The following is a 21393-nucleotide window of genomic DNA, read 5'->3' on the forward strand; positions in this document are numbered from 1 at the left end:
AGCTTGCTCAGGTTCGTCGGCGAACGTTTGGTCCAGGCGCTCATCACCGTCTGGATCATCCTCACGGTCCTGTTCGTGGTCTTCCGGCTCATGCCGGGAGACCCGGCATCCTTTCTCGTCGATCCCAACCTGCCTGAAGAAGCGCGGCAACTGGTGCGGGAGAGCCTCGGGCTCGACAGGCCCGTGGCTCTCCAGTACCTGCAGTACATGTCGGACCTGGCCACTGGAGACCTAGGTAGGTCCCTGTGGTACCGGGCGTCCGTGAGCCTGATCATCGGGGAGAAGCTCGCAGCGACGCTGATCCTCGCGCTCGCATCCTTCATCATCTCCTACGGCGTCGGAATCGTCGGGGGCGTGATCTGGGCCGCCACGAGAGGAAGCCGCTTCGAGGCCATCACCAACCTCGGGGTCCTCTTCGTTCGCAGCATGCCGACCTTCTGGTTCGCGATCCTCGCCGTCTCGATATTCGGGATCGGTTTGGGATGGTTCCCGACGTCCGGCTTTCGCACTCCAGGCTACGAGGCGGCCGGGTTCTTCTCGAAGTACTTCGACCCCGATGCTCTGCGCCACCTGGCGCTGCCGGCGATGGTCCTCGGCGTTAGCCACATGGTCGTGCCGATGCTGTTGGTGCGTGACGGCATCCTCGAGATGACCGGCGAGCCGTTCATGGAGGTCGTCCGGGCCAAGGGGCTGCCGAGGTGGCGCGAGTTGTGGCATGCGACCCGCAACGCTCTGATCCCGGTCGCCACCTCCGCGGCGGTCTACTTGGGGACCGCCATAGGCGGACAGGTGCTGGTGGAGACCGTCTTCTCCTGGCCCGGGCTGGGCCGCGAGATCGTGGCTTCAGTAGCGCGACAGGACTTCGTCATGGCCCAAAGCAGCTTCTTCCTGCTCTCCATCACCGTGATCGGCTTCAACATGATCGCCGACCTCCTCTACGGCTACCTGGACCCACGGATCAGGACCAACTGAAGTGCTTATGCGTCGCTACTTGAGTACCGCCTGGCGGCCCATAGGTCGTGAAGTCTCCCGCTTGAAGCAGGATCGCTTGGCACCGATCGGCGCGGTGCTGCTACTTGGCTTCCTGCTGCTGGCAATCTTCGGGCCAGCGCTGGCGCCATACGACCCGCGGGAGGTGCAGGTCAACGAGGTAGGGATCGCGAAGCGACTGGAACCACCGTCGGCTCAGCACTGGCTCGGCACCGAGGCTACCGGCCGCGACGTGCTCAGCCAGCTCCTCGTGGGCGCCCGCGTCGCCGTGCTGGTCGGTTTCGTCGCAGCGCTGCTGGTGGTGGTCATCGGCACCCTCATCGGCCTCTGTGCCGGTTACTTCGGGGGCTGGATCGACGTGGTCCTGATGCGGTTGACCGATGCCGCGTTCGTCGTCCCCACGATCCCGTTCGTGGTCGTCGTGGTAGCGGTCAGTCGACCGTCGCTCACCAGCGTGGTGCTCGCCATAGCCCTCCTGTTCTGGAGGTCCTCGGCGCGGGTCATCCGGGCCCAGACCATGGCCCTGCGCGAACGGCCGTATATCAAGGCGGCCCGTGCGGCTGGCAGCTCTGACGTGAGGATCATCGTTCGACACCTGCTCCCCAATGTCCTGCCGTTGGCCACCCTATACGGCGCCGTAGGCGTGCAGGCGGCCGTCACCACCGAGGCCAGCCTGAGCTTCCTCGGCTTCGGTGACCCCAGCGTCCTCAGTTGGGGCCGGATGCTGCAGTACGCGTTCGCCTCTGGCGCCACCAGGGGCGCGTGGTGGTGGGTCGTGCCCCCCGGGCTGATGATCACTCTGTTGGTGCTGTCCGTCTATCTGGTTAGGCGAGGCTACGAGGACGTGGTGAACCCCCGACTCAGGAGCCGTGCATGAGCGGGGCACCCGCGATCTCGACCTCGTCGGAGCCGGCCGGTCTCCCGGGAACGCTCCTGAGGGTGCGTGGTCTCTCCGTGCGCTATCGGGTCGGAGACGGTGCTGTGGCACGCGCCGTGGACGACGTCAGCTTCGACGTCCCTCGTGACCGCACCGTCGGTCTCGTGGGCGAGTCAGGCTGCGGGAAGACCACCGTGGCGAAGACGTTGCTGAGGCTATTGCCGCCGAACGCGGACGTCGTGGCGGGCGACATGCTCCTCGAGGGCCGTGACCTGTTGGCCCTTGACCCGCAGGAGTTCAGGCGCCTGCGCTGGACTCGCCTCTCCTACATCCCGCAGAACGCCCTCAGCGCGCTGAACCCCGTCTTCAGGGTCGGTGACCAGATGGCCGAGCCGATGAGGGTGCATCGTGGCGTGTCGAAGAAGGAGGCTGCGCGGACCGTCGCGAACGCGCTGGCGAAGGTCGGATTGGACGGCACCGTCGCCTCGGCGTACCCGCACCAGTTGTCGGGAGGGATGAGGCAGCGCGTGCTCATCGCCATGGCACTGGTGTTGGAGCCGGTGTTGGTCGTCGTGGACGAGCCCACGACGGCGCTCGACGTGCTGACACAGCTCGAGGTCTTGAAGGAGTTCAAGCGCGTGCGGGAGCAGTCCTCCACGAGCTTCCTATACGTGAGCCACGACCTCGGGGTCGTGAAAGAGGTGTGCGACGACGTCCTGGTGATGTACGCGGGCAAGCTCGTGGAGCGCGGCCCGGCCGATCGCGTCTTCTCCGGGCCGGCGCACCCGTTCACGATGGGACTCCTCTACGCCGTCCCCGAGTCCCGCGGCGCAGCCCAGCTGGTCTCCATCCCCGGTGCCACTCCCGACCTCCGACATCCGCCGCGGGGATGTCCCTTCGCCGAACGGTGTCCGTTCGCGACCGAGCTGTGCTTGGAGGAGATGCCCGCCTTGCGCTCCGTTGGAGACGGCCAGGAAGCCGCCTGCCACTACGTGGAGCGGTCGCCGGCCTTCCGCGAGGACGCCTCTCGCGCCGAGACCTGGGGCCGCGTAGCGGACCGCCTCCGGTCCGCCCGGGCCCGCGAAGCGGGGAACCCATAATGAACCAAGGTCAGGCGGACGTGGTGATGCGCGTCAGCTCCGTCCAGAAGCAGTTCAGGAGGCGCGGCGTCCGCGGGTCGGTGCTGCGAGCCGTGGACGACGTGAGCATTGCGTTGCGACGCGGCGAGCTGTACGGGCTCCTCGGCGAGAGCGGGTCCGGCAAGAGCACGCTGGCGGAGATCATGGCCGGGCTCCAGTGGCCCACATCCGGGAGCATCCATGTGGGCGACGTCGCTCTGGAGCCTGGCATGCCGCGCAAACAGTGGCGAGAGCTACGCAGGCAAGTGCAGGTCGTGTTCCAGAACCCCTTCGAGAGCGTCAACCCGCGCTTCAAGGTGTCCGAGATCGTGGAGGAGCCGTTGGCGGTGGCCGGGGTGGGCGGTCCCGAGCGGCGGAGGCGTGTGACTTGGGCTCTCGAGCGCGTGGGCCTGCCTTCAGCCAGCGACTTCGCCTCCAGGTTCCCTCATGAGCTCTCGGGCGGGCAGCTTCAGCGCGTGTGCATAGCGCGCGCGTTGACGGTCGACCCAGCGATTCTCATCGCCGACGAGCCCGTGTCCATGCTCGACTTGTCCGTAAGGGCGGGAGTGTTGAGGCTGCTCGATGACCTCAAGCGCACCCAGAACATGGCGATACTGATGATCTCTCATGACATAAGCACGCTGTCCGCGGTCGCGGACAGGCTAGGAGTCATGTACTTCGGCAAGATCGTCGAGGCCGGTCCGGCTGAGGTCCTGATGAGCTCGCCCAGCCACCCGTACCTGAAGGCGCTGCTGGCCGCCGTCCCCACGCTCGGCGACACGCTCCTTGGAGGGGCAGACCGACTGACGCTGTCGGCCGCTACCTTGGAGCGGCCCGCTCGCGGTTGCAGCCTCGCTCCTCGCTGCCCTCTGGCTGAGGACAGGTGCAAGGTGGAGGAGCAGGAGCTTCGCTCACTGAGGTCGCACTCCGATCACGCCGTGCGCTGTTGGAAGGTGCGAGGCGACTCTTGACGGGCACGGAGCTGCCAGACCTATCCATAAGCGAGCTCGCGCCGCTAATCGAGCGGCGCCAGGTCTCCCCAGTGGAGGTCACCGCCGCGGTCCTGGAGCGGATCGAGCGTCTCGACCCGATACTGCACTCGTACATCACCGTCCTGCCAGAGCGTGCGATGGACGAGGCACGTCAGGCAGAACGGGAGATCCTGGCCGGTCGTCACCGCGGGCCCCTACATGGGATCCCCATCGCGCACAAGGACGTGGTCGCCACGAAAGGCGTGCGGACCACGGCTCACTCCCGAGTCCTGCTGGACCACGTGCCCGATGACGACGCCACGGTCGTGCGGCGTCTGGCAGAAGCCGGAACGATACTGCTGGGGAAGCTGAACACCTACGAGTTCGCTTGTGGCGCTACCGAAGTCTTCGGTGTCCCGGTGAACCCGTGGGACACGGGCCGTATCACCGCGGGTTCGAGCGCGGGCTCCGGGTCGGCTCTGGCGGCCGGTCTGGCCTTCGGCGCCACGGGCACCGACACGGGAGGCTCGATCCGGTCACCGGCCTCCTTCTGCGGTGTCGTGGGCCTCAAGCCCACCTACGGTCTCGTCAGTCGCGCTGGAGTGCTACCGCTGTCGTGGTCGCTCGACCACGTTGGCCCCATGGGCAGGCGCGTGCGCGACGTCGGTCTCTTGCTGGCGGCGATCGCCGGCCACGACGCGGCCGACCCGGGCTCTGCCATGCCGTCCGTCGCAGGCACCGTCGGCGGTTCGGCCCGCGGCGGCGATCCGTCCACCGCAGGTCTGCGAGGCGTGCGCATCGGCGTGCCCCGCGACCTGTTCGGCGCCGCGATAGATGCGGCGGTTCGGTCGGCGTTCGATGAAGCGCTGGAAGTGCTCCGGGACCTGGGCGCCTCGGTCACCGCCATCGACCTGCCGGAAGCCTCGCTCACGGCCGCGGCGCAGAAAGGCGTGATGCTGCCCGAGGCCACCTTGGTACATGCGGGATGGCTTCGATCTCGTCCCTACGACTACTCGGCGTCGACCCGCCGGAGGCTGCTTCTCGGCGCCGCGATCAGCGGACCCGAGTACCTCGAGGCACAGAGATTGAGACAGCTAGTGCGGCATGGACTCGCCGTCGCGCTCGAGAGAGTAGACGTGCTCGTGTGGCCCACGAGCGCGCGGCCAGCCCTGACAGTCGATGAGACCCAGGTGCCGGTTGGCTTGCAAACGAGGCTGACGAACCTCACTGGAACTCCATCCCTGTCACTACCCTGCGGCTTCTCTCCCGACGGCCTGCCACTGGCGCTGCAAGTGAACGGCCGTCCCTTCGATGAGGCGACCGTCATCCGTGTGGCAGCTGCCTTCGAGGCCACAACAGGTTTCCACAAGCGACTCCCGGCCGTCGCGGCCGAGGCACCCAAGGTCAAGGGCGAACAGCGTCTCTTCGAGACTCCGGTGGGTCCGATACCTTCCCGCGACAGAGAAGTGCTCGTACGAGACCTGGAGAACGGGTTGCGTCGACTGGAGATACCGCTCCTGCCCGAAGACCGCGAACCCCTCATCAGCGATCTGTATCAGTTCCGCGAAGTCCTACGGCTCGCTGTCGAGGCGTCTTCCGGAAGACTCGAGCCCTCCGTGCACCAGGCGCCGCTGGCGTCGCCAACCCTCGAAGTCGGAGCGGGCGGCGCCGGTCCCGGCCCCAGGTGAGCGGCGTGACCGATGGCCATGCTCAACCATCGGAGGTCCGGGGCGCCCCCCTGACGGCACTTCTGGTCGGAACCGGTGGAGGGATCGCTAAGTCGGCCGATGCTCCAAGGCGCAACGGACCTGCCGTGGTGGTGACTACGGACGGGGCGACGATCCTCTTCGACACGGGTCGCAACGTGCTCGACGGTCTGTTCCGCGTCGGGATCGAGCCCGCTTCCATCACCCACTTGGTGTTCACGCACTACCACAGCGACCATACCGTCGGGCTACCCGACCTTGTACTCTCGACCTGGGTTGCGACAGGAAGGTCCAGGTGGCGGATATTCGGGCCGCCAGGGGCTCGACACCTCTGGCATGGCCTGTTCGGCGAGACCGGGGCCTTCAGGCCCGATATCGATGCGCGCGTGCAAGGGGCCCACAGCAGACAGCTGTTCTTTCAGCGCCTTGGTATGCCACTCGTTCCGCCGGACGCCGACATCATCGAGATCCCGAGCGATGGGTTCGTGGTCGACGAGCCGGGATGGCGCCTCGAGGCGTCGTTCGCGCCCGACCACGTTCAACCGCATCTGATCTCCGTCGCCTACCGCGTGACCACGCCGGCCGGCAGTGTCGTGGTGACTGGCGATACGGGGCCCAGCGAGGCCATCGCCAGGTTCGCGCGCGGAGCAGACCTACTCGTCCACGACTGCACGATCCCGAGTCGCGACGGTACCTACGAGCGAGGCGGGATCCACACAGATCCGGAGGGCCTGGGCCGAGTCGCCGCAGCGGCGGGCGTGAAGGCGGTCGTCGGCACGCACGTCACTCCGGCCAGGGACCGCCCTGAAGTCTTGGACCGTTACCCCGAGCTCGTAGCACGCTCCTTCGCCGGGACCTTCAGAATGGCAGTCGACGGACTTGCCATATCGGTGAGCCCGGACGGTCTGCGGTTGGAGGCTCCCGGCCGGCTGGGTCGCGTGGCCGAGCCTGGGGCGCACCGACGAGGCGAGGGGGCGCCATGACGGTACGGGAGGGGAACGGGACCCCGAACTGGAGCCCGTTCAGGATCGATCGCAGGGCGTCTACGCCCCTCTACCAACAGATCGCGAACGCAATCCGGCACCGCATCGCCACGAACGAGGTGCCTTCCATGAGCAGGGTCCCCAGCGTGCGCGAGATGGCGAAGTTGGCCGAGGTCACGCCGGCGACCATCGCACGCGCCTATCAGCTCCTCAAGGCAGAGGGCCTGCTCGAGACGGTGTCGGGGCACGGCACCGTCGTCGCGGACACTCGCGACATCGAGAACGAGGCCAGGGTGCGTACGAAAGAGGCCATCGCTCGCGCCGTCGATGAGGCCATCACGCCGCTTTTGAACATGCGCTTCGAGCCCCGCGACATCCTCGAGGCAGTCCGGCGCCGGCTTGAAGAGCCGACGACGAGGAACCTGATCGTCGTGGCGGCGGCTCGGCCCGTGGCCCAGAAGTACGTGGGCGTCTTGCGGGGCGCGCTCGATGACCGGTATGAGATCCAGGCGCTGCTCGTTCGTGACATCCAGGCCGGGACCCCCGATGCACTGGCCGCCATCGAAAGGGCTGACAGGTGCGTCACGCTTCTGAGCCTGCACCAGTTAGTGCGCGAGATCATGGCTCCGTTCGGTATCCCGATCTCGCTGATCCTCACGCAGCTATCCCTTGACACCCTGCACGAGCTCGAGTCCCTCTCAGAGAGGGAAGGGGTGCGCGTGGCTTTCGTGGCGGAGGAGTTCTACCGTCCGAGCGTGTTCGCGACGCTGGCGCAGTACATCCCGACTGATCGCATTGAGATCGTCCGCGACCTGGACCCTGCTGCGATCTCGGCCGCGTTGACGGGCGTGGACGTATGTGTTCACACGCTGGGCGTCCAAGAGGTCATGGAGCATGTGGCCTTGGGCAGTACCCGCGCCCTCGAGCTACGGTTCGAGGTCAGGAAGGACTCGCTGGACCGGTTCGTGAAGTTCCTCGCCGAGAACTGAACTAGTGCCGAGTCGCCGGTCGTTAGTTCGGTGCGGCCAGTCGCCGCGAAGCGGCAAGCACGAGGGCGTGCCTCGCGCTCCACGTCTCCTTTACGCGTCCCGCAGCGTCGGGTCGAGGAGGTCGCGCAGGCCGTCGCCGAAGAGGTTGAAGCCCAGTGATGCCAGCAGGATGGCGAGGCCGGAGAAGACCGACACCCACGGCGAGAGGAGCATGGTGTTGCGGCTCTCGGAGAGCATCAGCCCCAGCGACGGCGTGGGTGGCTGCGTGCCCAGTCCGAGGAAGCTCAGGCTGGCCTCCACGAGGACGGCGGTCGACAGCGACAGCGTCACCTGCACCATGAGCGGCGCCAGGATGTTGGGCGTGACGTGCCTGGCGAGGATGCGCGCGGGCGAGGAGCCGAGGGCGCGCGCGGCGGAGACGTAGTCCCAGTTCAGGACGGTCAGGGCGGGCCCGCGGGCGAGGCGCGCGAAGATCGGCGTGTAGACGATGCCGATGGCCAGGCCCGTGTTGAAGCTGCCCGGGCCCAGCACCGCCAGGATCGCGATGGCCAGGAGGATGATGGGGAACGCCAGCAGGATGTCCATGAGGCGCATCAGCAGGCGGTCCACCCAGCCGCCGAAGTACGCCGCCAGCAGGCCGATGAGCCCGCCCATGACGGTAGCCAAGCCCACGGCCCCTAGGCTCACGCCTATCGAGGTCCTGTAGCCGTGGAGGATCCTCGATAGCGTGTCCCTGCCGAAGTTGTCGGTGCCCAGGAGGTGCGCGGCGCTGGGGCCCTGGAAGCGGTCGCGGATGCTCTGGGCCACCGGGTCGTACGGCGAGAGGAGGGGGCCGAAGAGGGCGGCGAGCACCACGATCGAGGCCAGGACGAACCCGATGAAGCCCACCGGGTTGCGGGCCAGGCGGGCGAGGAAGCCGCGCCTGCCGGCGGGGGCGGCGCGCGCGCTCAGGCCGGCCGTGCTGGCGCTCACGCGTACTCCACCCTGGGGTCGATCCAGGCGTAGGCCAGGTCGACGAGGAGGTTCACGAACACGAAGACGGCGGTGACCACGAGGATGATGCCCTGGATGAGCGGGTAGTTGCGCTCGTTGATGGCGCCGATGACAAGGCGTCCCACGCCGGGTATGGCGAACACCTGCTCGATGACCACGACGCCGGAGAGGAGGTAGCCCACCTGGACCCCGATGACGGTGACGACGGGTATGAGCGCGTTGCGCATGGCGTGCTTGTAGAGCACGGTGCGCTCGGTGGCGCCCTTCGACCGCGCGGTGCGCACGAAGTCGCTGCCCAGCACCTCGAGCAGGCTCGACCTCAGGATGCGCGTGAGGCCGGCGACCATCGGCAGGCTCACCGCCAGCACCGGCAGGAGCATGCGCGACAGGTTGCCCCACGGGTCCTGAGCGAACGGCACGTAGCCGATGGACGGCCACGACGGGAACCGCACGGAGAAGAGGTAGAGGAGCATGACCCCGACCCAGAACGACGGCACCGTGAGGCCCACGATCGCCAGCACCCTCACGGCCACGTCGCCCATCGTCCCGCGCGCCCGGGCCGCGATCACGCCGAGCGGGAACGCCAGCACGATCGCGAGCAGGAGCGCGAGCCCCGTGATCTCCAGGGTCACGGGCAGGCGCGAGGCGATCTCGCGGCTGACGGGCGTGCCGGTCCAGATGCTCCGGCCGAGGTCGCCGCGCAGGACCCCCTCGAGCCAGTTCCAGTACTGCACGTGCATGGGCAGGTGCAGGCCGAGCTGCTCGCGCAGGTTCTGGACGCGGTCGGGCGTGATGTCGGTGTTGGCGCCCAGCATGATGGCGACCGCGTCGCCGGGGATGAACCTGATCATCAGGAAGATCAGGACCGACACCCCGAACAGGACGAACAGGAGGTCGCCGAGGCGCCTCAGGACGTACTGGGTCATGTCGCGTCCATCATCTCCGGGCCAGACGTTCCGACCCCTCCCGACACGCTAGCGGCCGAGAGGGGTCGGAGAGTGCGGCGCTAGCGCCCTACTCGAGCGAGGCCTCGCGCAGGTACCGCAGGCCGCGGGTCGGCATCTGCTGGAAGCCCTCGACCTCGTCGGCGATCGCCGTGAACAGCGTGCCGTACGCGATGTGCACGATCGGGCCCTCGCAGGCCAGCTTGCGCTGGAGGTCGGCGTAGATCTCGTAGCGGGCGGCCTGGTCCGTGGTCGTGCGGCCGGCCTCGAGCCACTCGTCCACCTCGGGATCGGAGTACTCGAAGACGTTGGTCGAGCCGCCGGTGATGAAGGTGCGGTGCAGGTAGCCGTCGGGGTCGGAGCTGCCGCCGTTGAGCGAGACGAACATGTCGAAGTTCGAGTTCGTCCAGTCCTGCACGAACTGGCCGAACTCGGCCACGTTCACGTTCGCGTCGATGCCGATCTCGGCGAGCTGGGCCTGCAGCACCTGGGCGGTGTCGGTCACCACCTGGATCGTCCCGAAGGTGAGGATCTCGGTCTCGAAGCCGTCGGGGTAGCCGGCCTCTGCCAGGAGCTGGCGGGCCATGTCGAGGTCCGTCGCGTAACAGGGGAACTCGCCGGTGTCGAGCGCCCACTCCGTGAGGCCGGGGCTCAAGGGGCCGCCGGGGACGGCGTTGCCGAAGTACACGGCGTCGACGATCTCGGCGCGGTCGATCGCGTAGTTGATGGCCATGCGCACGCGCGGGTCGTCGAACGGCTCGCGCGAGACGTTGAGGCCCAGCAGCGTGTAGGCGAGGTCCTGCACGCCCAGCAGCTCGACGCCCGGCACGCCGCGGAGCGTCTCGGCGGTCGCGGGGTCGACGTCGGGGATGAGCTGGTAGGCGCCGGTCCTCATGCCGGCGGCGCGCGTCGAGGCCTCGGGGACGATGTTGTAGCGCAGGCCGTCGAGGACCGGCTGGCCCTCGCGGTAGTAGTCCGGGTTCTTGACCAGGCTGACGTACGTGTCTGGCACGATCTCGTCGAGCATGAACGGACCGGTGCCCACGGCGTGCTGCTGCAGGTCGCCGAACTCCTCGACGACCTCGTGCGGCACCACGTAGAGGTTCGCGAGGTTGCTGACGAACGGCGCGAAAGGCTGCGAGAGCGTGAACGTGACCTCGTACTGGCCGGTGGCGACGGCGGACGCGACCGCGCTGAAGCGGCTCGCCTGGGGCGAGGCGGTGTCGGGGTCGACGATGCGCTCGTACGAGTAGACGACGTCGTCGGCGGTCATCGTGCGGCCGTTGTGGAAGCGCACGCCCTCGCGGAGCTTCACGACGTAGGTGAGGCCGTCGTCCGACACGGTCCAGGACTCGGCGAGCGCCGGCTCCACGGCGAGGTCGGCGTTCAGCTCGACGAGGCCGTCGTAGATCTGCCCGATGACGACGAACGAGGAGAAGGCCGTCACCTTGTGGGGGTCGAGGCCCACGGGCGCCGTGTCCGTGGCGATCTCGAGGACGCCCTGAGCGCCGGCGGCGCCGCCCAGCAGCGCGACCGCCAACAGGAGTGAGGTGGCTAGACGTCTTGCTCTTGCCATGCCCGACCTTCCCTTCGCCGGCCCGCCCCCGCCGAGCCGCTGGCGCATGTGCCACCCCGGAGACCAGGCCCAAGCGCCGATGAGTTGCGTGCCAGGAAGATACCACTAGGAGACCACCTGACCGCTCGACGAGCACTCCCCCGCCGGTGATACGGTGCCGGGCTTAAGGAGGCCGGCACCGTCGAGCCCCTCGGCCGGGCTGCTAGGAGGAGAGAGATGTCGTTCGCTTCCGTCGCGGAGCTAGAGGCGAAGCTGGCGGAGCCCTCGCCGCGGCTCGTGGAGGACATGCGAAGGGTCGAGGGCGACCTGCTCGTCCTCGGCGCCGGCGGCAAGATGGGTCCCAGCCTGGCGATGCTGGCGCGGAACGCGCTCGACGCCGCCGGCAGGCGCGCCGCGGTCACCGCCGTCTCGCGGTTCTCCGACGAGGCCGTGGCCCGCCGCCTGGAGGGCGCCGGCGTGAGGGTCGTGAGGGCCGACCTGTTGGACGAGGCGCAGCTCGCCGCCCTGCCGGACGCGCCGAACGTCGTCTACATGGCGGCCATGAAGTTCGGCACGACCGGCCAGGAGCACCGCACCTGGGCGATGAACACCTACCTGCCCGGCCGCGTGGCCGAGCGCTTCAGGGACGCGCGCATCGTGGCGTTCTCGAGCGGCAACGTCTACCCGCTGACCCCGCTGACCTCCGGCGCGCCCACCGAGGACGACCCCGTAGGACCGGTGGGCGAGTACGCCTGGTCGGTCCTCGGGCGCGAGCGCCTGTTCCACCACTTCTCGCTGCAGCACGGCACCCAGGTCGCGCTGCTGAGGCTGAACTACGCCGTCGAGATGCGCTACGGCGTGCTCGTGGACATCGCGCTGGCCGTGCGCGACGGTCGGCCGGTGGACGTCTCGATGGGCCACGTGAACGTGATCTGGCAGGGCGACGCCAACGAGGTCGCCCTGCGCGCGCTGCTGCACTGCGACTCGCCGCCGCGGGTCATCAACGTCACCGGGCCCGAGACCGCCTCGGTGCGCCGGCTCGCCCTGCGCCTGGGCGAGCGCCTGGGCAGGGAGCCCGTGTTCGCCGGCGAGGAGCAGGGCAGCGCGCTCCTCAACGACGCCTCGCGGGCCCACGCGCTGTTCGGCTACCCGCGCGTCGCGCTGAACACGATGGTCGACTGGGTGGCCGACTGGGTCGCCGGGGACGGCGAGACCCTCGGCAAGCCCACGAAGTTCCAGGTGCGGACGGGCGAGTTCTGATGGCGTTGAGCGACGGCAAGGCCGCGCTGCTGAGGGAGGGCACGGTCATCCCGGCCCACCCGCTGGCGCTGGACGCCGCGAGGCGGCTCGACGAGAGGAGGCAGCGGGCGCTGACGCGCTACTACGCCGCGGCGGGCGCGGGCGGCGTGGCCGTGGGGGTGCACACGACCCAGTTCGCGATACGGGACGCGGGGCTCCTCGAGCCGGTGCTGCGCCTCGCCGCCGCGACCGCGGACGAGGCGGTGCGTGGCAGGCCGTTCGTGAAGGTCGCCGGCGTCCTCGGCGCCCGGGAGCAGGCCCTGCGGGAGGCCGAGCTCGCGGCGTCCCTCGGCTACGACGTCGCCCTGCTGAGCCTCAAGGGCCTCGACCACTCGAGCGAGGCCGACCTGGTGAGGCACGCCGAGGAGGTGTCGCGGGTCCTGCCCGTCATGGGCTTCTACCTGCAGACGGCCGTGGGCGGTAGGCGCCTCTCGCACGCGTTCTGGCGCGACCTCGCCGAGCTGCCCGGCCTGGTGGCGATCAAGGTGGCGCCGTTCGACAGGTACGCGACGCTGGACGTCGTGCGCGCCGTGGCGGCCTCGTCGCGGGCGCACGAGGTGGCGCTCTACACCGGGAACGACGACAACATCGTCGTCGACCTGCTCACGCCGTACCGCGTCGTCGTCGACGGACGCGTCGTGGAGAAGCGCATCGTGGGCGGCCTCCTCGGTCAGTGGGCCGTGTGGACGCGCGTGGCCGTGGAGCTGCTCGAGGAGGTGAAGCGCGTGCGCGAGGGGGACAGCGTGCCCGCCGAGCTGCTCGCGCGCGCCGCGCGCTGGACCGACGCCAACGCCGCCGTCTTCGACGCCGCGAACCGCTTCGCCGGGGTGATCGCCGGCGTACACGAGGTGCTGAGGCGCCAGGGACTGCTCGAGGGCACCTGGTGCCTCGACCCGGACGAGGGCCTCTCGCCCGGCCAGGCCCAGGAGATCGAGCGCGTCTACCGCGAGCACCCCGACCTCACCGACGACGCCTTCGTGAGGGCGCACCTGGCGGAGTGGCTGGCCTGACGGACCCCCCGCGCGACGAGCGCCCTGCGGACGACCCGGGACCGCTAGCTCCCGCGCCGGCGCTCCGCCAGCGCCTCGCGGCGCGCCTCGAGCATGAGGTCCTCGTGCGCGTCGAACACCTCGTCGTTCGAGGCGAGGGACGCGCCGGGCACCGTCGGCGACACGAACGTGGGCAGCTCGATGCCCCTCTCCGCCAGCTTCAGGGCCGCCCTGACGTTGAGCTCCTGGACGAGGGCCATGGCAACGATCGTCGACGCCCCGCCCACGGGGCGGCGCCAGCCCTCCACCGCCACGAGGGCGTCCTCCACGGGGACGCCGGTGTCGATGACGACGTCGGCCACCTCGGCCAGCCGCTTGCCCGAGCTGTGCTCAGGCGGCCGCGAGAGGTTCGCCTTCGCGGTGATCGCCACGACCGTCACCCCGCGCTCGCGGCAGTACATCGACGCCTCGATCGCGGCCGAGTTGCGTCCGCCGTGGGAGATCGCCACGAGAACGTCGCCGCGGCGTATGGGCTCGTGGGAGAGGAAGCGCTCGATGTAGCCCTCGGTCCGCTCGAGCCACAGCAGCTCGCGGACGCCGCCGGAGCCGAGGACGTCGTGCCACATCACGCGCGGGTCGGTGAGGGGATGGAGCCCGACGTAGCCGCCGTAGCGGGGGAAGGCGTCCTGCGTGGGCAGCACCGAGTGCCCGCTGCCGAACAGGTGGACGAGGTGGCGGGACGCCAGCGCCTCGGCCATGCGCGTCGCGGCCTCGTCCAGGGCGGCGTCCTGCGACCGCGCCGTCTCCTGCAGTATGGCGGTGAGTCTCTCCAGGAACTGGCTCATAGCTCTCCTTAGCCGCGCTGGCGCCGCGCCCCGCGAGCCGGTCGCGCCTCGGCGCTCTTGGGTCCCGCCGCCTCGCCCTTGAGGACCCAGCGGATGCGGTAGCGGTCGCCGCGCATGATCGACGCCGTGAACTCGAAGGCCTCGCCCGCCGCGATGGCCACGCGCTCGACGTAGAAGCCGCAGTCGTTGGGCGCGACGCCGAGCAGGGCCGCGTCGGCCCTCCCTATGGCCGTGACCGAGAACGTCTCGTGCGCCTCCTCGATCTCCAGGCCGTACCTGCTCCGCAGGGTCTCGTAGAGCGAGGCGTCCTCCGGCAGCACGGCGAGCAGGTCGGGGAAGCGCTCCTCGACGAGGTAGGTCGTCTGCACGCCTATGGGCTGGCCGTCGCCGGTGCGCAGGCGCTTGAGCAGGTAGAGCGGCTGGCCGTTCGGGACGCCCAGGCGGCTCGCGACGGGCCTGGGCGCGGGCACCACGCCGCCCTGCACGAGGCGCGCCCCCGCGCGCAGCCCCAGCGCGCCCATGTCCTGCGTGAACGACGTCAGGCCGCGCTCGCCGGCCGTGAGGGTCGGCTTGCGCACGAAGGTGCCGCGCCCCGGCCCGCGCTCCAGGTAGCCGTCGAGCACGAGGTTGCGGAGCGCCTGCCTCACCGTCACCCGGCTCACGCCGTACGCCTCCACCAGCTGCTCCTCGGTGGGGATGCGCTCGCCGGCCGCCCACCTGCCGGCGAGGATCTGCCGGCGGAGGAGCGTCTCGAGCTGGTGGTAGAGCGGCTCCGGCCTGGCCCTGTCGACCGTGGGCTCACGCGTCACGGCAGGTACACCTCGTCTCCCTCCTTCGCGTAGACGGCGGCCCCGAACGCCCCCGCCGCCCGGCCCAGCTCGGCCACGCGGACCGGCGTGTCCCGCACCGAGGGCGACGCCGTGACGGCGTAGACCGCGCGGAGTCGCGGCAGCAGCTCGGCCACCAGGTCGGCCACGCCGCCGCTGACCACGATGACCTGAGGGTCGAAGAGCGACGCCAGCGAGGCGAGGCCGGCGCCGAACTCGGCGACGAACCCGTCGATGACCGCCGCGGCCTCGCCGTCCCCCGCCGCGGCGGCCGCCTCGAGCTCGTGGGCGCCGACGGGCCGCCTCAGCCGGGAGGCGCGCCTCTCCAGCGCGAGGCCGGAGGCCGTCGCCTCCCACGGGCCGACCTGCGGCGGCTCGGCGGCCGGGGGTGAGGCATCGTCGGCGGCGCGGCGTGGCGCCTTCGCTGGCGCGCTCGCGGTCGCCGCGTCTTCGGCCCGTCGGGCGGACGACGCGTCGTCCGCCGCGCTCCGGGGCGGCGCCCCGCAGGAGAGCCAACCGAACGAGCCCGCCGTGCCGTTCGCGCCGCGCACGAGCCGCCCCGAGCGCATGATCGCCCCGCCTATGCCGGTCCCGACGGTCACGAGCAGCGCGTCCCTCACCCCTCGCGCCGCCCCGAAGCGCGCCTCGCCCAGCAGGGCCATGTGGCCGTCGTTCGCGAGCGCCACCGGGGCGCGAAGCCGCGCGCTCAGCTCGCCGGCGACGTCGCGCCCCTCCAGGTAGGGCACGTTCGGGACCCAGGCGGCGACGCCGCCGGCGACCCGGCCGGGCACCCCGACCGCGACGGCCGCCACCGGGGGCGCTGCCGCCGCGGCGACGAGCTCGACGAGGGAGCCGAGGCCGCCGGGCAGCGCGGCGGCGGACGCGAGCGCGGGGCTGGCGTCAGCGCCCGACCAGACGGCGACGCGCACGTTCGTCCCGCCCACGTCGACGCCGACGTAGCGTGGCCGGAGCGGCGGCCGCGGCGGCTCGCTCGCCGGCCCCGCGTGCGCGTGCGGGCGGCGCCGCGTCACCCCTTCACCCCCGTGGTCGCCACGCCGGCGATGAAGAAGCGCTGCAGCAGCAGGAAGAGCACCACGCTCGGGACGATCGCGACGGCCGCGCCCGCCATGACCACGTTCTGGAAGCGCACGGCGCTGGTGTACGACACGAGCCGGTTGAGCGCGAGCACGACGGTGTGCATGCGCTCGCTCTGCAGCACCGTGAGCGGCCACAGGAACGAGTTCCAGTGGAACACGAAGGCGAACACCAGGAGGCTGGCGATCGCCGGGCCCAGCAGCGGCGCCACGACGCGCCAGAGGATCGTCCACTCCGACGCCCCGTCGATGCGGGCCGACTCCAGCAGCTCGTTGGGGATGCCCGCGATGAACTGGCGCATCAGGAAGATCCCGAAGGCGTTAGCGAGGTAGGGGAGCATCGCGCCGAGGTAGGTGTCGACGAGCCCGAGAGACTCGACGATCCTGAACAGGGGCACGAGCGTCACGATCGGCGGCAGGAACATCGTGGCGAGGACGAGGTTGAAGAGGAAGTCCCGCCCGCGGAAGCGGTGCTTGGCGAACACGTAGCCCGCCATCAGGCTGGTCAGGAGGATGCCGAGCGTCGTGCCGCCGGCGATGAGCAGGCTGTTCAGGAAGGCCCGCGCGTAGTCCACCACCCTGAACGCCTCCTCGTAGGCCTCGAGGCTCGGCGCCGCCGGCAGCCAGACCGGCGGGGACGCCTGGAGCTCCTGCGGCGTCTTGAGGCTGGAGGCGAGCATCCAGAACAGCGGGAACAGCATGACGACGGCGATGAGCACGGCCAGGGCCACGCTGAGCGCGGCCGCGACGCGGCGCCCGGCCACCCGCCCTCCTGCGGCCGACGCGGTCACGGTCCTTCCTCCGGGGAGCCGCGCAACAGGCGCATCACGGCCCCGACGGCCGCCACCAGGACCAGGAACAGCACGAAGGCCATCGCGCTGGCCCTGCCCGCCTGCCCGAACTCGAACGCCGAGCGGTAGACCTGGAACGACAGCACGTTCGTGGCGTTCGCCGGCCCGCCCTGGGTGAGCACGTAGACGGGCTCGAACACCTGCACCGTGTTGATGAGCGCGATGACGACGACGAAGAGCAGGGTGCGCCTCAACAGCGGCAGCGTGACGTGGAGCGTGCGCTGCAGTGCGTTGGCCCCGTCGATCACGGCCGCCTCGTAGTAGACGTCGGGGATCTGCGTCAGCCCGGCGATGACGAGGACCGTGTAGTAGCCAAGCGTCTGCCAGACGTTGAAGATGACCAGCGAGGGGAGCGCGGTGTCGACGGAGCCGAGCCACGCCTGACGCGGCACGCCGAACGCACCGAGGACCTGGTTGAGGGGACCGTAGAGCGGGGAGTAGAGGTAGCCCCAGATGATCGCCACCGCGATCGTGGGGATCATGTAAGGGACGAACAGGACCGACCGCAGCGCCGCCCGCCCGCGCGTGAGGCCGCGGTAGAGGAACTGGCCGAGCAGGAACGACAGCGGCAGTATCAGGACGAGGCACAGGCCCGCGTAGGCGAGCGTGTTGCGCAGGGCGGCGTTGAAGACGCGGTCGCCGAAGAGGCTCGCGAAGTTCTCGAGGCCCACGAACGTCATGCCCGAGAGCGGCGTGTACATCGACCACTCGTTGAGGCTGATCCACGCCGTGAGGAAGACCGGCGCCACGACGAAGGCCAGCAGCAGCCCCAGCCCCGGCGCCAGCAGCGCCCACGTCGCGGTCGACGCTCGCGTCAGCATGACGGCCCCATCACACGGCAACCGGCCGGGCGCGGTCCTCGCGGGTCGTGCCCGGCCGGCGCGTAGTTCACCTCAGCGGTCGAGGATCGCCTGGACGTCCCTGTCGGCCTGCTGCATCGCCTCCTCGGCGGTGAGCTGTCCGACCTCCATGGCCTCGAGGGCCTGCTGCACCGCGACCGTGGCCTCGGCGCCGCCGATCAGGGTGGGGAAGGGGACCGCGTTCCCGAGCTGGGAGACGTAGCCCTCGAGGAAGGGCGTGGCCAGCGCGTCCTGGTGAGCCTCGACGTCGCTGGTGCGGCTCGGCAGGATGCCCATCGACATGAGTATGTCGCCCATCGCGCTCGAGCCGTCCTGGCCGCTGTCGGGGCCGTTCAGCCAGGCGAGGAAGTCCCAGGCGGCGGCGCGCTGCTCCTCCGAGGCGTTGGCGTTCACGATCGTGAGCCAGGCGTAGGAGACGGGATGCGGTCCGTCGCCGTTGGGGCCGACGGGGATGGGCGCCGTGGCGATGTCGTCGAACGCCTCTCCCATCGAGTCCCGCAGGGCGCTCTGCCACCAGTTGGCCATGATGATCATCGCGGTCTGGCCGTTGGCGAAGTGCTGGAGGTACGGGCCGGTGGTGCTGGCGTTGGCCGTGGCCATCGAGGGGTCGGTGTACCCCGCCGCGATGAGCCGCTCGTAGAGCTGCGCGGCCTCCAGGGCGGCGGGCTCGTCGAGCACGGCCTCGCCGTCGCGGATGAGCGCCCCGCCGTTCGAGTAGACGAGGGACAGCCAGGGATGCACGACGCCCGAGTCCCAGGAGTTGATGATGCCGAAGCCCTGCTGGACCGTGACGTTCCCGTCCTTCTTGGTCAGCGCGGCGGCGTACTCCTCGAGCTCCTCCCAGGTGGTGGGCGGTCCCTCCAGCCCGGCCTCCGCGAAGAGTCGCGTGTTGTAGTTCAGGGCGTAGAGGTTCACCTCGTTGGGGTAGCCGTAGACGGTGCCGTCGACGCTGACGCTGCCGACCAGCCCGGCTGGCCAGTTGTCGGTGACGTCGGCCGCCAGCTCCTCGGGTATGGGCGCGGCCACGCCGTTCGCGACGAGCTCGGGGAGCCACAGCTCGTAGATGCCGGCGATCGTCGGGCCGCTGGGGCTGGCCGCCTGCGAGCGCAGCGTCGACAGGAGGTTGCCGAACGGCACGGCGCGCACCTCGATGGTCACGCCGGGGTTCTCGGCCTCGTAGCGGCCTATCGCCTCCTCGAGCAGCGCCACCGTCTCGGGCGGCCAGTGCGTCAGGTACGTCAGCTCCTGCGCGAACGCCCCGCCCACGCCGGCGGAGACCAGTGCCGCCAGCAGCCAGCGGACGGGCCTTGGGACGAGCTTCGTCATCGGCGCACCTCCAGTGTCGCGAGCTTGCTGTTCGCTGTGATGTTATATTGATGTAACAAAGTCCGCAACCGTCCGGAGCGCTGGGACGAGCCGGACCGCTCGCCATAGGGAGCGTGTGGGCGGCCCGGGCCGCTCCACGCGCCCGGCGCCTCGCCACGTCGTACCCTCGGCTGTGGCCCAGGAGACCCGTACCGAGCCGAGGCGCCTGCGCCGCGAGCTGGGCGTCTTCGGCGCCGTCCTGCTGGGCCTCGGCTCGATCGTCGGGACGGGCGTGTTCGTCTCGCTCGGCGTCGCCGCCGGCGTGGCCGGGCCCGCGGTGCTGCTGGCCATCGTCATCGGCGCGGCGCTGGCCTCGTGCAACGGCCTCTCGAGCGCCCAGCTCGCCGCCGACCACCCCGTCTCCGGCGGCACCTACGAGTACGGCTACAGGTACCTACGCCCGTGGCTCGGCTTCCTGGCGGGCGTGACGTTCCTGCTGGCGAAGAGCGCGTCGGCCGCGACGGCGGCGCTGGGGTTCGCCGGCTACCTGCTCGGCCTGCTGGGCGCGCCGGCGGGCTGGAGCGTGCCGCTGGCCGTGGCGGCGGTGGCAGCGCTCACGGCCGTGGTGCTGGCGGGCATCCGGCGCTCGAACGCCGTGAACGTGGCCATCGTCTCGGCCACGCTGCTGAGCCTCCTCGCCTTCGTGGTGGCGGGCGCGCCCGCGGCCGCGGCGAACGGCGCCGTCAACCTCGTGCCGTTCCTCGACCCGGAGCCAGGCACCTCGCCGCTCGTCGCCCTGCTCAGGGCCTCGGCGCTGATGTTCGTGGCGTTCACCGGCTACGGACGCATCGCGACGCTCGGCGAGGAGGTCGTGGAGCCGCGCCGGACGATCCCGCGGGCCATCGTCACGGCCCTCGTCGTCGTGATGGTCCTCTACGGGCTCGTCGGCCTCGTGGGCGTGGGGTCTGTCGGGGCCGACGGCCTGGCGCGGGTCGAGGGACGAGCGGCGCCCCTGGAGCTGGCCGCGCGCTCCTTCGGCTCCCCCTTGGTCGCGCGGGTCGTGGCCGTCGGCGCCGTGACGGCGATGCTCGGCGTGGCGCTCAACCTGGTCCTCGGCCTCTCGCGCGTGCTGCTGGCGATGGGCCGCCGCGGCGACGCCCCGCGAGCGTTCGGCCGCCTCGACGCCGGCGGGACGACGCCCACTGCGGCGGTGGTCGCGGTGGGCGCGGCGGTGGCGCTGCTGGCCCTCCTGGGCGACGTGCGCACGACCTGGTCGTTCAGCGCGTTCACGGTGCTCGTCTACTACGCGGTCACGAACCTCGCGGCCCTGGCGCTGCCCCCAGCCGCGCGGACGTTCCCGCGCGCCGCGGCGTGGCTGGGTCTCGTCGGCTGCCTCGGCCTGGCGTTCTTCGTGGAGGCGCGCGTGTGGCTCGTGGGCGTGGGCCTGCTCGGCGGCGCCGTGCTGCTGAGGGCGCTCGTCAGAGGCGCGGGACGCAACTCGACCTGACGGCGGCCACGCCGCTAGGCACGTCGAGCGGCGCCGTCCGATCGCCCGCCCGGCGCCTCAGTTCGGCAGGATCATCGTGAGGCTCACCAGGTCGGGGGCCTCGACGTCGGTCGCGTGTACGTGCGAGACGTCGTCCGTCTCGTCGAGGACCACGGTCCAGGCCACCCAGTTCCAGCCGGCGTCGAAGCTGGCTTCGATGGTCGCGCCCTCGTCGACGCAGCCCCCGTCCGTGGCGCTGATCTCGACCGGCGCGGAGGCGTAGAGGAACCAGTAGACGGTGTGCTCCGCGAACGTCGTCACGTCGAAGTCGGGGAGCGCCTGGTCGGTGAGTAGCCCCGGGAAGATGCCGTCGGCGGTGAGCACGGCGATGCCGGGGGACGTGATGAAGTCGAAGGTCACCGGCGTGACCTCGACCGTCTCGTCGGAGACGTCCACGGGGCACTGCGTCGGGTCGGTGCCGAGCAGCAGCTGGTCCGCGGGGACGAGGATGCTCTCGAGGACCTCGTCTGCCTCGACGAAGTCGATGTGGAGGCCGCCGTCCTCGTCGATGGCGACGGGCGGGCCCACGAACACGTTCTCCTCCACCTCGACGAGGGCCTCCGGCCCTACCGGATGAGGCTGGGCCGCGAGCGGCACGACCAGCGGCGGGGCGTAGACGAGCATCGATGCGGCCAGGGCGGGGGGAGCGCC

The 21393-nt window shown here is 70.4% G+C and carries 20 protein-coding genes; 10 read left to right on the forward strand and 10 right to left on the reverse strand.

Annotated elements, in window-relative coordinates:
• The first annotated feature begins 3 nt into the window (after positions 1-3).
• The 7 genes from VF202_07770 (at position 4) to VF202_07800 (ending at position 7634) form a co-directional block, all read left to right on the forward strand.
• A complete protein-coding gene (locus tag VF202_07770; protein HEX7039990.1) occupies positions 4-972 on the forward strand; it encodes an ABC transporter permease in 969 nt (322 codons plus the stop codon).
• A 61-nt stretch (positions 973-1033) separates the two neighbouring features.
• Positions 1034-1867: an ABC transporter permease gene (locus VF202_07775; GenBank protein ID HEX7039991.1), complete on the forward strand. Its 834-nt coding sequence runs from the start codon at positions 1034-1036 to the stop codon at positions 1865-1867.
• Between the two features lie 116 nt (positions 1868-1983).
• Positions 1984-2967, forward strand: coding sequence for an ABC transporter ATP-binding protein (locus tag VF202_07780; GenBank protein ID HEX7039992.1), 984 nt, complete (start codon positions 1984-1986; stop codon positions 2965-2967).
• Positions 2967-3956, forward strand: coding sequence for an oligopeptide/dipeptide ABC transporter ATP-binding protein (locus tag VF202_07785; GenBank protein HEX7039993.1), 990 nt, complete (start codon positions 2967-2969; stop codon positions 3954-3956). Before VF202_07780 ends, VF202_07785 begins: the two co-directional genes overlap by 1 nt.
• Positions 3953-5644, forward strand: a complete 1692-nt coding sequence (locus VF202_07790; protein HEX7039994.1) for an amidase — start codon at positions 3953-3955, stop codon at positions 5642-5644. Before VF202_07785 ends, VF202_07790 begins: the two co-directional genes overlap by 4 nt.
• 5 nt (positions 5645-5649) lie before the next feature.
• Entirely contained in the window at positions 5650-6645 is a 996-nt protein-coding gene (locus VF202_07795) for an MBL fold metallo-hydrolase (GenBank protein ID HEX7039995.1), read from the forward strand.
• Positions 6642-7634 carry a GntR family transcriptional regulator gene (locus tag VF202_07800; GenBank protein ID HEX7039996.1) on the forward strand — a complete coding sequence of 331 codons (993 nt, stop codon included), beginning with the start codon at positions 6642-6644 and terminating at the stop codon, positions 7632-7634. The genes VF202_07795 and VF202_07800 overlap by 4 nt, the downstream gene beginning before the upstream one ends.
• 90 nt (positions 7635-7724) lie before the next feature.
• Here the strand turns inward: VF202_07800 and VF202_07805 are convergent, their stop codons facing one another.
• The 3 genes from VF202_07805 to VF202_07815 form a co-directional block, all read right to left on the reverse strand.
• A complete protein-coding gene (locus tag VF202_07805; protein HEX7039997.1) occupies positions 7725-8606 on the reverse strand; it encodes an ABC transporter permease in 882 nt (293 codons plus the stop codon).
• On the reverse strand, positions 8603-9553 hold the full coding sequence (locus tag VF202_07810; GenBank protein ID HEX7039998.1) for an ABC transporter permease: 951 nt from the start codon (positions 9551-9553) through the stop codon (positions 8603-8605). The genes VF202_07805 and VF202_07810 overlap by 4 nt, the downstream gene beginning before the upstream one ends.
• An 88-nt stretch (positions 9554-9641) precedes the next feature.
• Positions 9642-11147: an ABC transporter substrate-binding protein gene (locus VF202_07815; GenBank protein ID HEX7039999.1), complete on the reverse strand. Its 1506-nt coding sequence runs from the start codon at positions 11145-11147 to the stop codon at positions 9642-9644.
• A 216-nt stretch (positions 11148-11363) separates the two neighbouring features.
• Here VF202_07815 and VF202_07820 point away from each other — a divergent pair, with 216 nt between their 5' ends.
• Together VF202_07820 and VF202_07825 are read left to right on the forward strand one after the other, a co-directional pair.
• Positions 11364-12386: an NAD(P)-dependent oxidoreductase gene (locus VF202_07820; GenBank protein ID HEX7040000.1), complete on the forward strand. Its 1023-nt coding sequence runs from the start codon at positions 11364-11366 to the stop codon at positions 12384-12386.
• On the forward strand, positions 12386-13435 hold the full coding sequence (locus VF202_07825) for a hypothetical protein (protein HEX7040001.1): 1050 nt from the start codon (positions 12386-12388) through the stop codon (positions 13433-13435). The genes VF202_07820 and VF202_07825 overlap by 1 nt, the downstream gene beginning before the upstream one ends.
• A gap of 44 nt (positions 13436-13479) precedes the next feature.
• Here the strand turns inward: VF202_07825 and VF202_07830 are convergent, their stop codons facing one another.
• The 6 genes from VF202_07830 to VF202_07855 all read right to left on the reverse strand — a co-directional run bounded on the left by VF202_07830 (position 13480) and on the right by VF202_07855 (position 19217).
• Positions 13480-14259, reverse strand: coding sequence for an SIS domain-containing protein (locus VF202_07830; protein HEX7040002.1), 780 nt, complete (start codon positions 14257-14259; stop codon positions 13480-13482).
• Positions 14260-14267: 8 nt separating this feature from the next.
• Positions 14268-15068: a GntR family transcriptional regulator gene (locus tag VF202_07835; protein ID HEX7040003.1), complete on the reverse strand. Its 801-nt coding sequence runs from the start codon at positions 15066-15068 to the stop codon at positions 14268-14270.
• Positions 15065-16117, reverse strand: a complete 1053-nt coding sequence (locus tag VF202_07840; GenBank protein HEX7040004.1) for an ROK family protein — start codon at positions 16115-16117, stop codon at positions 15065-15067. Before VF202_07840 ends, VF202_07835 begins: the two co-directional genes overlap by 4 nt.
• On the reverse strand, positions 16114-16944 hold the full coding sequence (locus VF202_07845) for a carbohydrate ABC transporter permease (GenBank protein HEX7040005.1): 831 nt from the start codon (positions 16942-16944) through the stop codon (positions 16114-16116). The genes VF202_07840 and VF202_07845 overlap by 4 nt, the downstream gene beginning before the upstream one ends.
• Positions 16945-16967: 23 nt before the next feature.
• Positions 16968-17852 (reverse strand): sugar ABC transporter permease, encoded by an 885-nt coding sequence (locus VF202_07850; GenBank protein ID HEX7040006.1) that lies wholly within the window; start codon positions 17850-17852, stop codon positions 16968-16970.
• Positions 17853-17924: 72 nt separating this feature from the next.
• Complete coding sequence (locus tag VF202_07855) at positions 17925-19217, reverse strand: extracellular solute-binding protein (protein ID HEX7040007.1); 1293 nt, start codon at positions 19215-19217, stop codon at positions 17925-17927.
• Between the two features lie 172 nt (positions 19218-19389).
• Between VF202_07855 and VF202_07860 the strand changes: the two genes are divergently transcribed.
• Positions 19390-20703, forward strand: coding sequence for an APC family permease (locus VF202_07860; protein ID HEX7040008.1), 1314 nt, complete (start codon positions 19390-19392; stop codon positions 20701-20703).
• Positions 20704-20760: 57 nt separating this feature from the next.
• On the opposite strand, the gene VF202_07865 is transcribed toward VF202_07860, so the two are convergent.
• Entirely contained in the window at positions 20761-21366 is a 606-nt protein-coding gene (locus tag VF202_07865; protein ID HEX7040009.1) for a hypothetical protein, read from the reverse strand.
• Positions 21367-21393: the final 27 nt, after the last annotated feature.

It is taken from the genome of Trueperaceae bacterium (genome assembly GCA_036381035.1).
GTDB lineage: Bacteria > Deinococcota > Deinococci > Deinococcales > Trueperaceae > DASRWD01.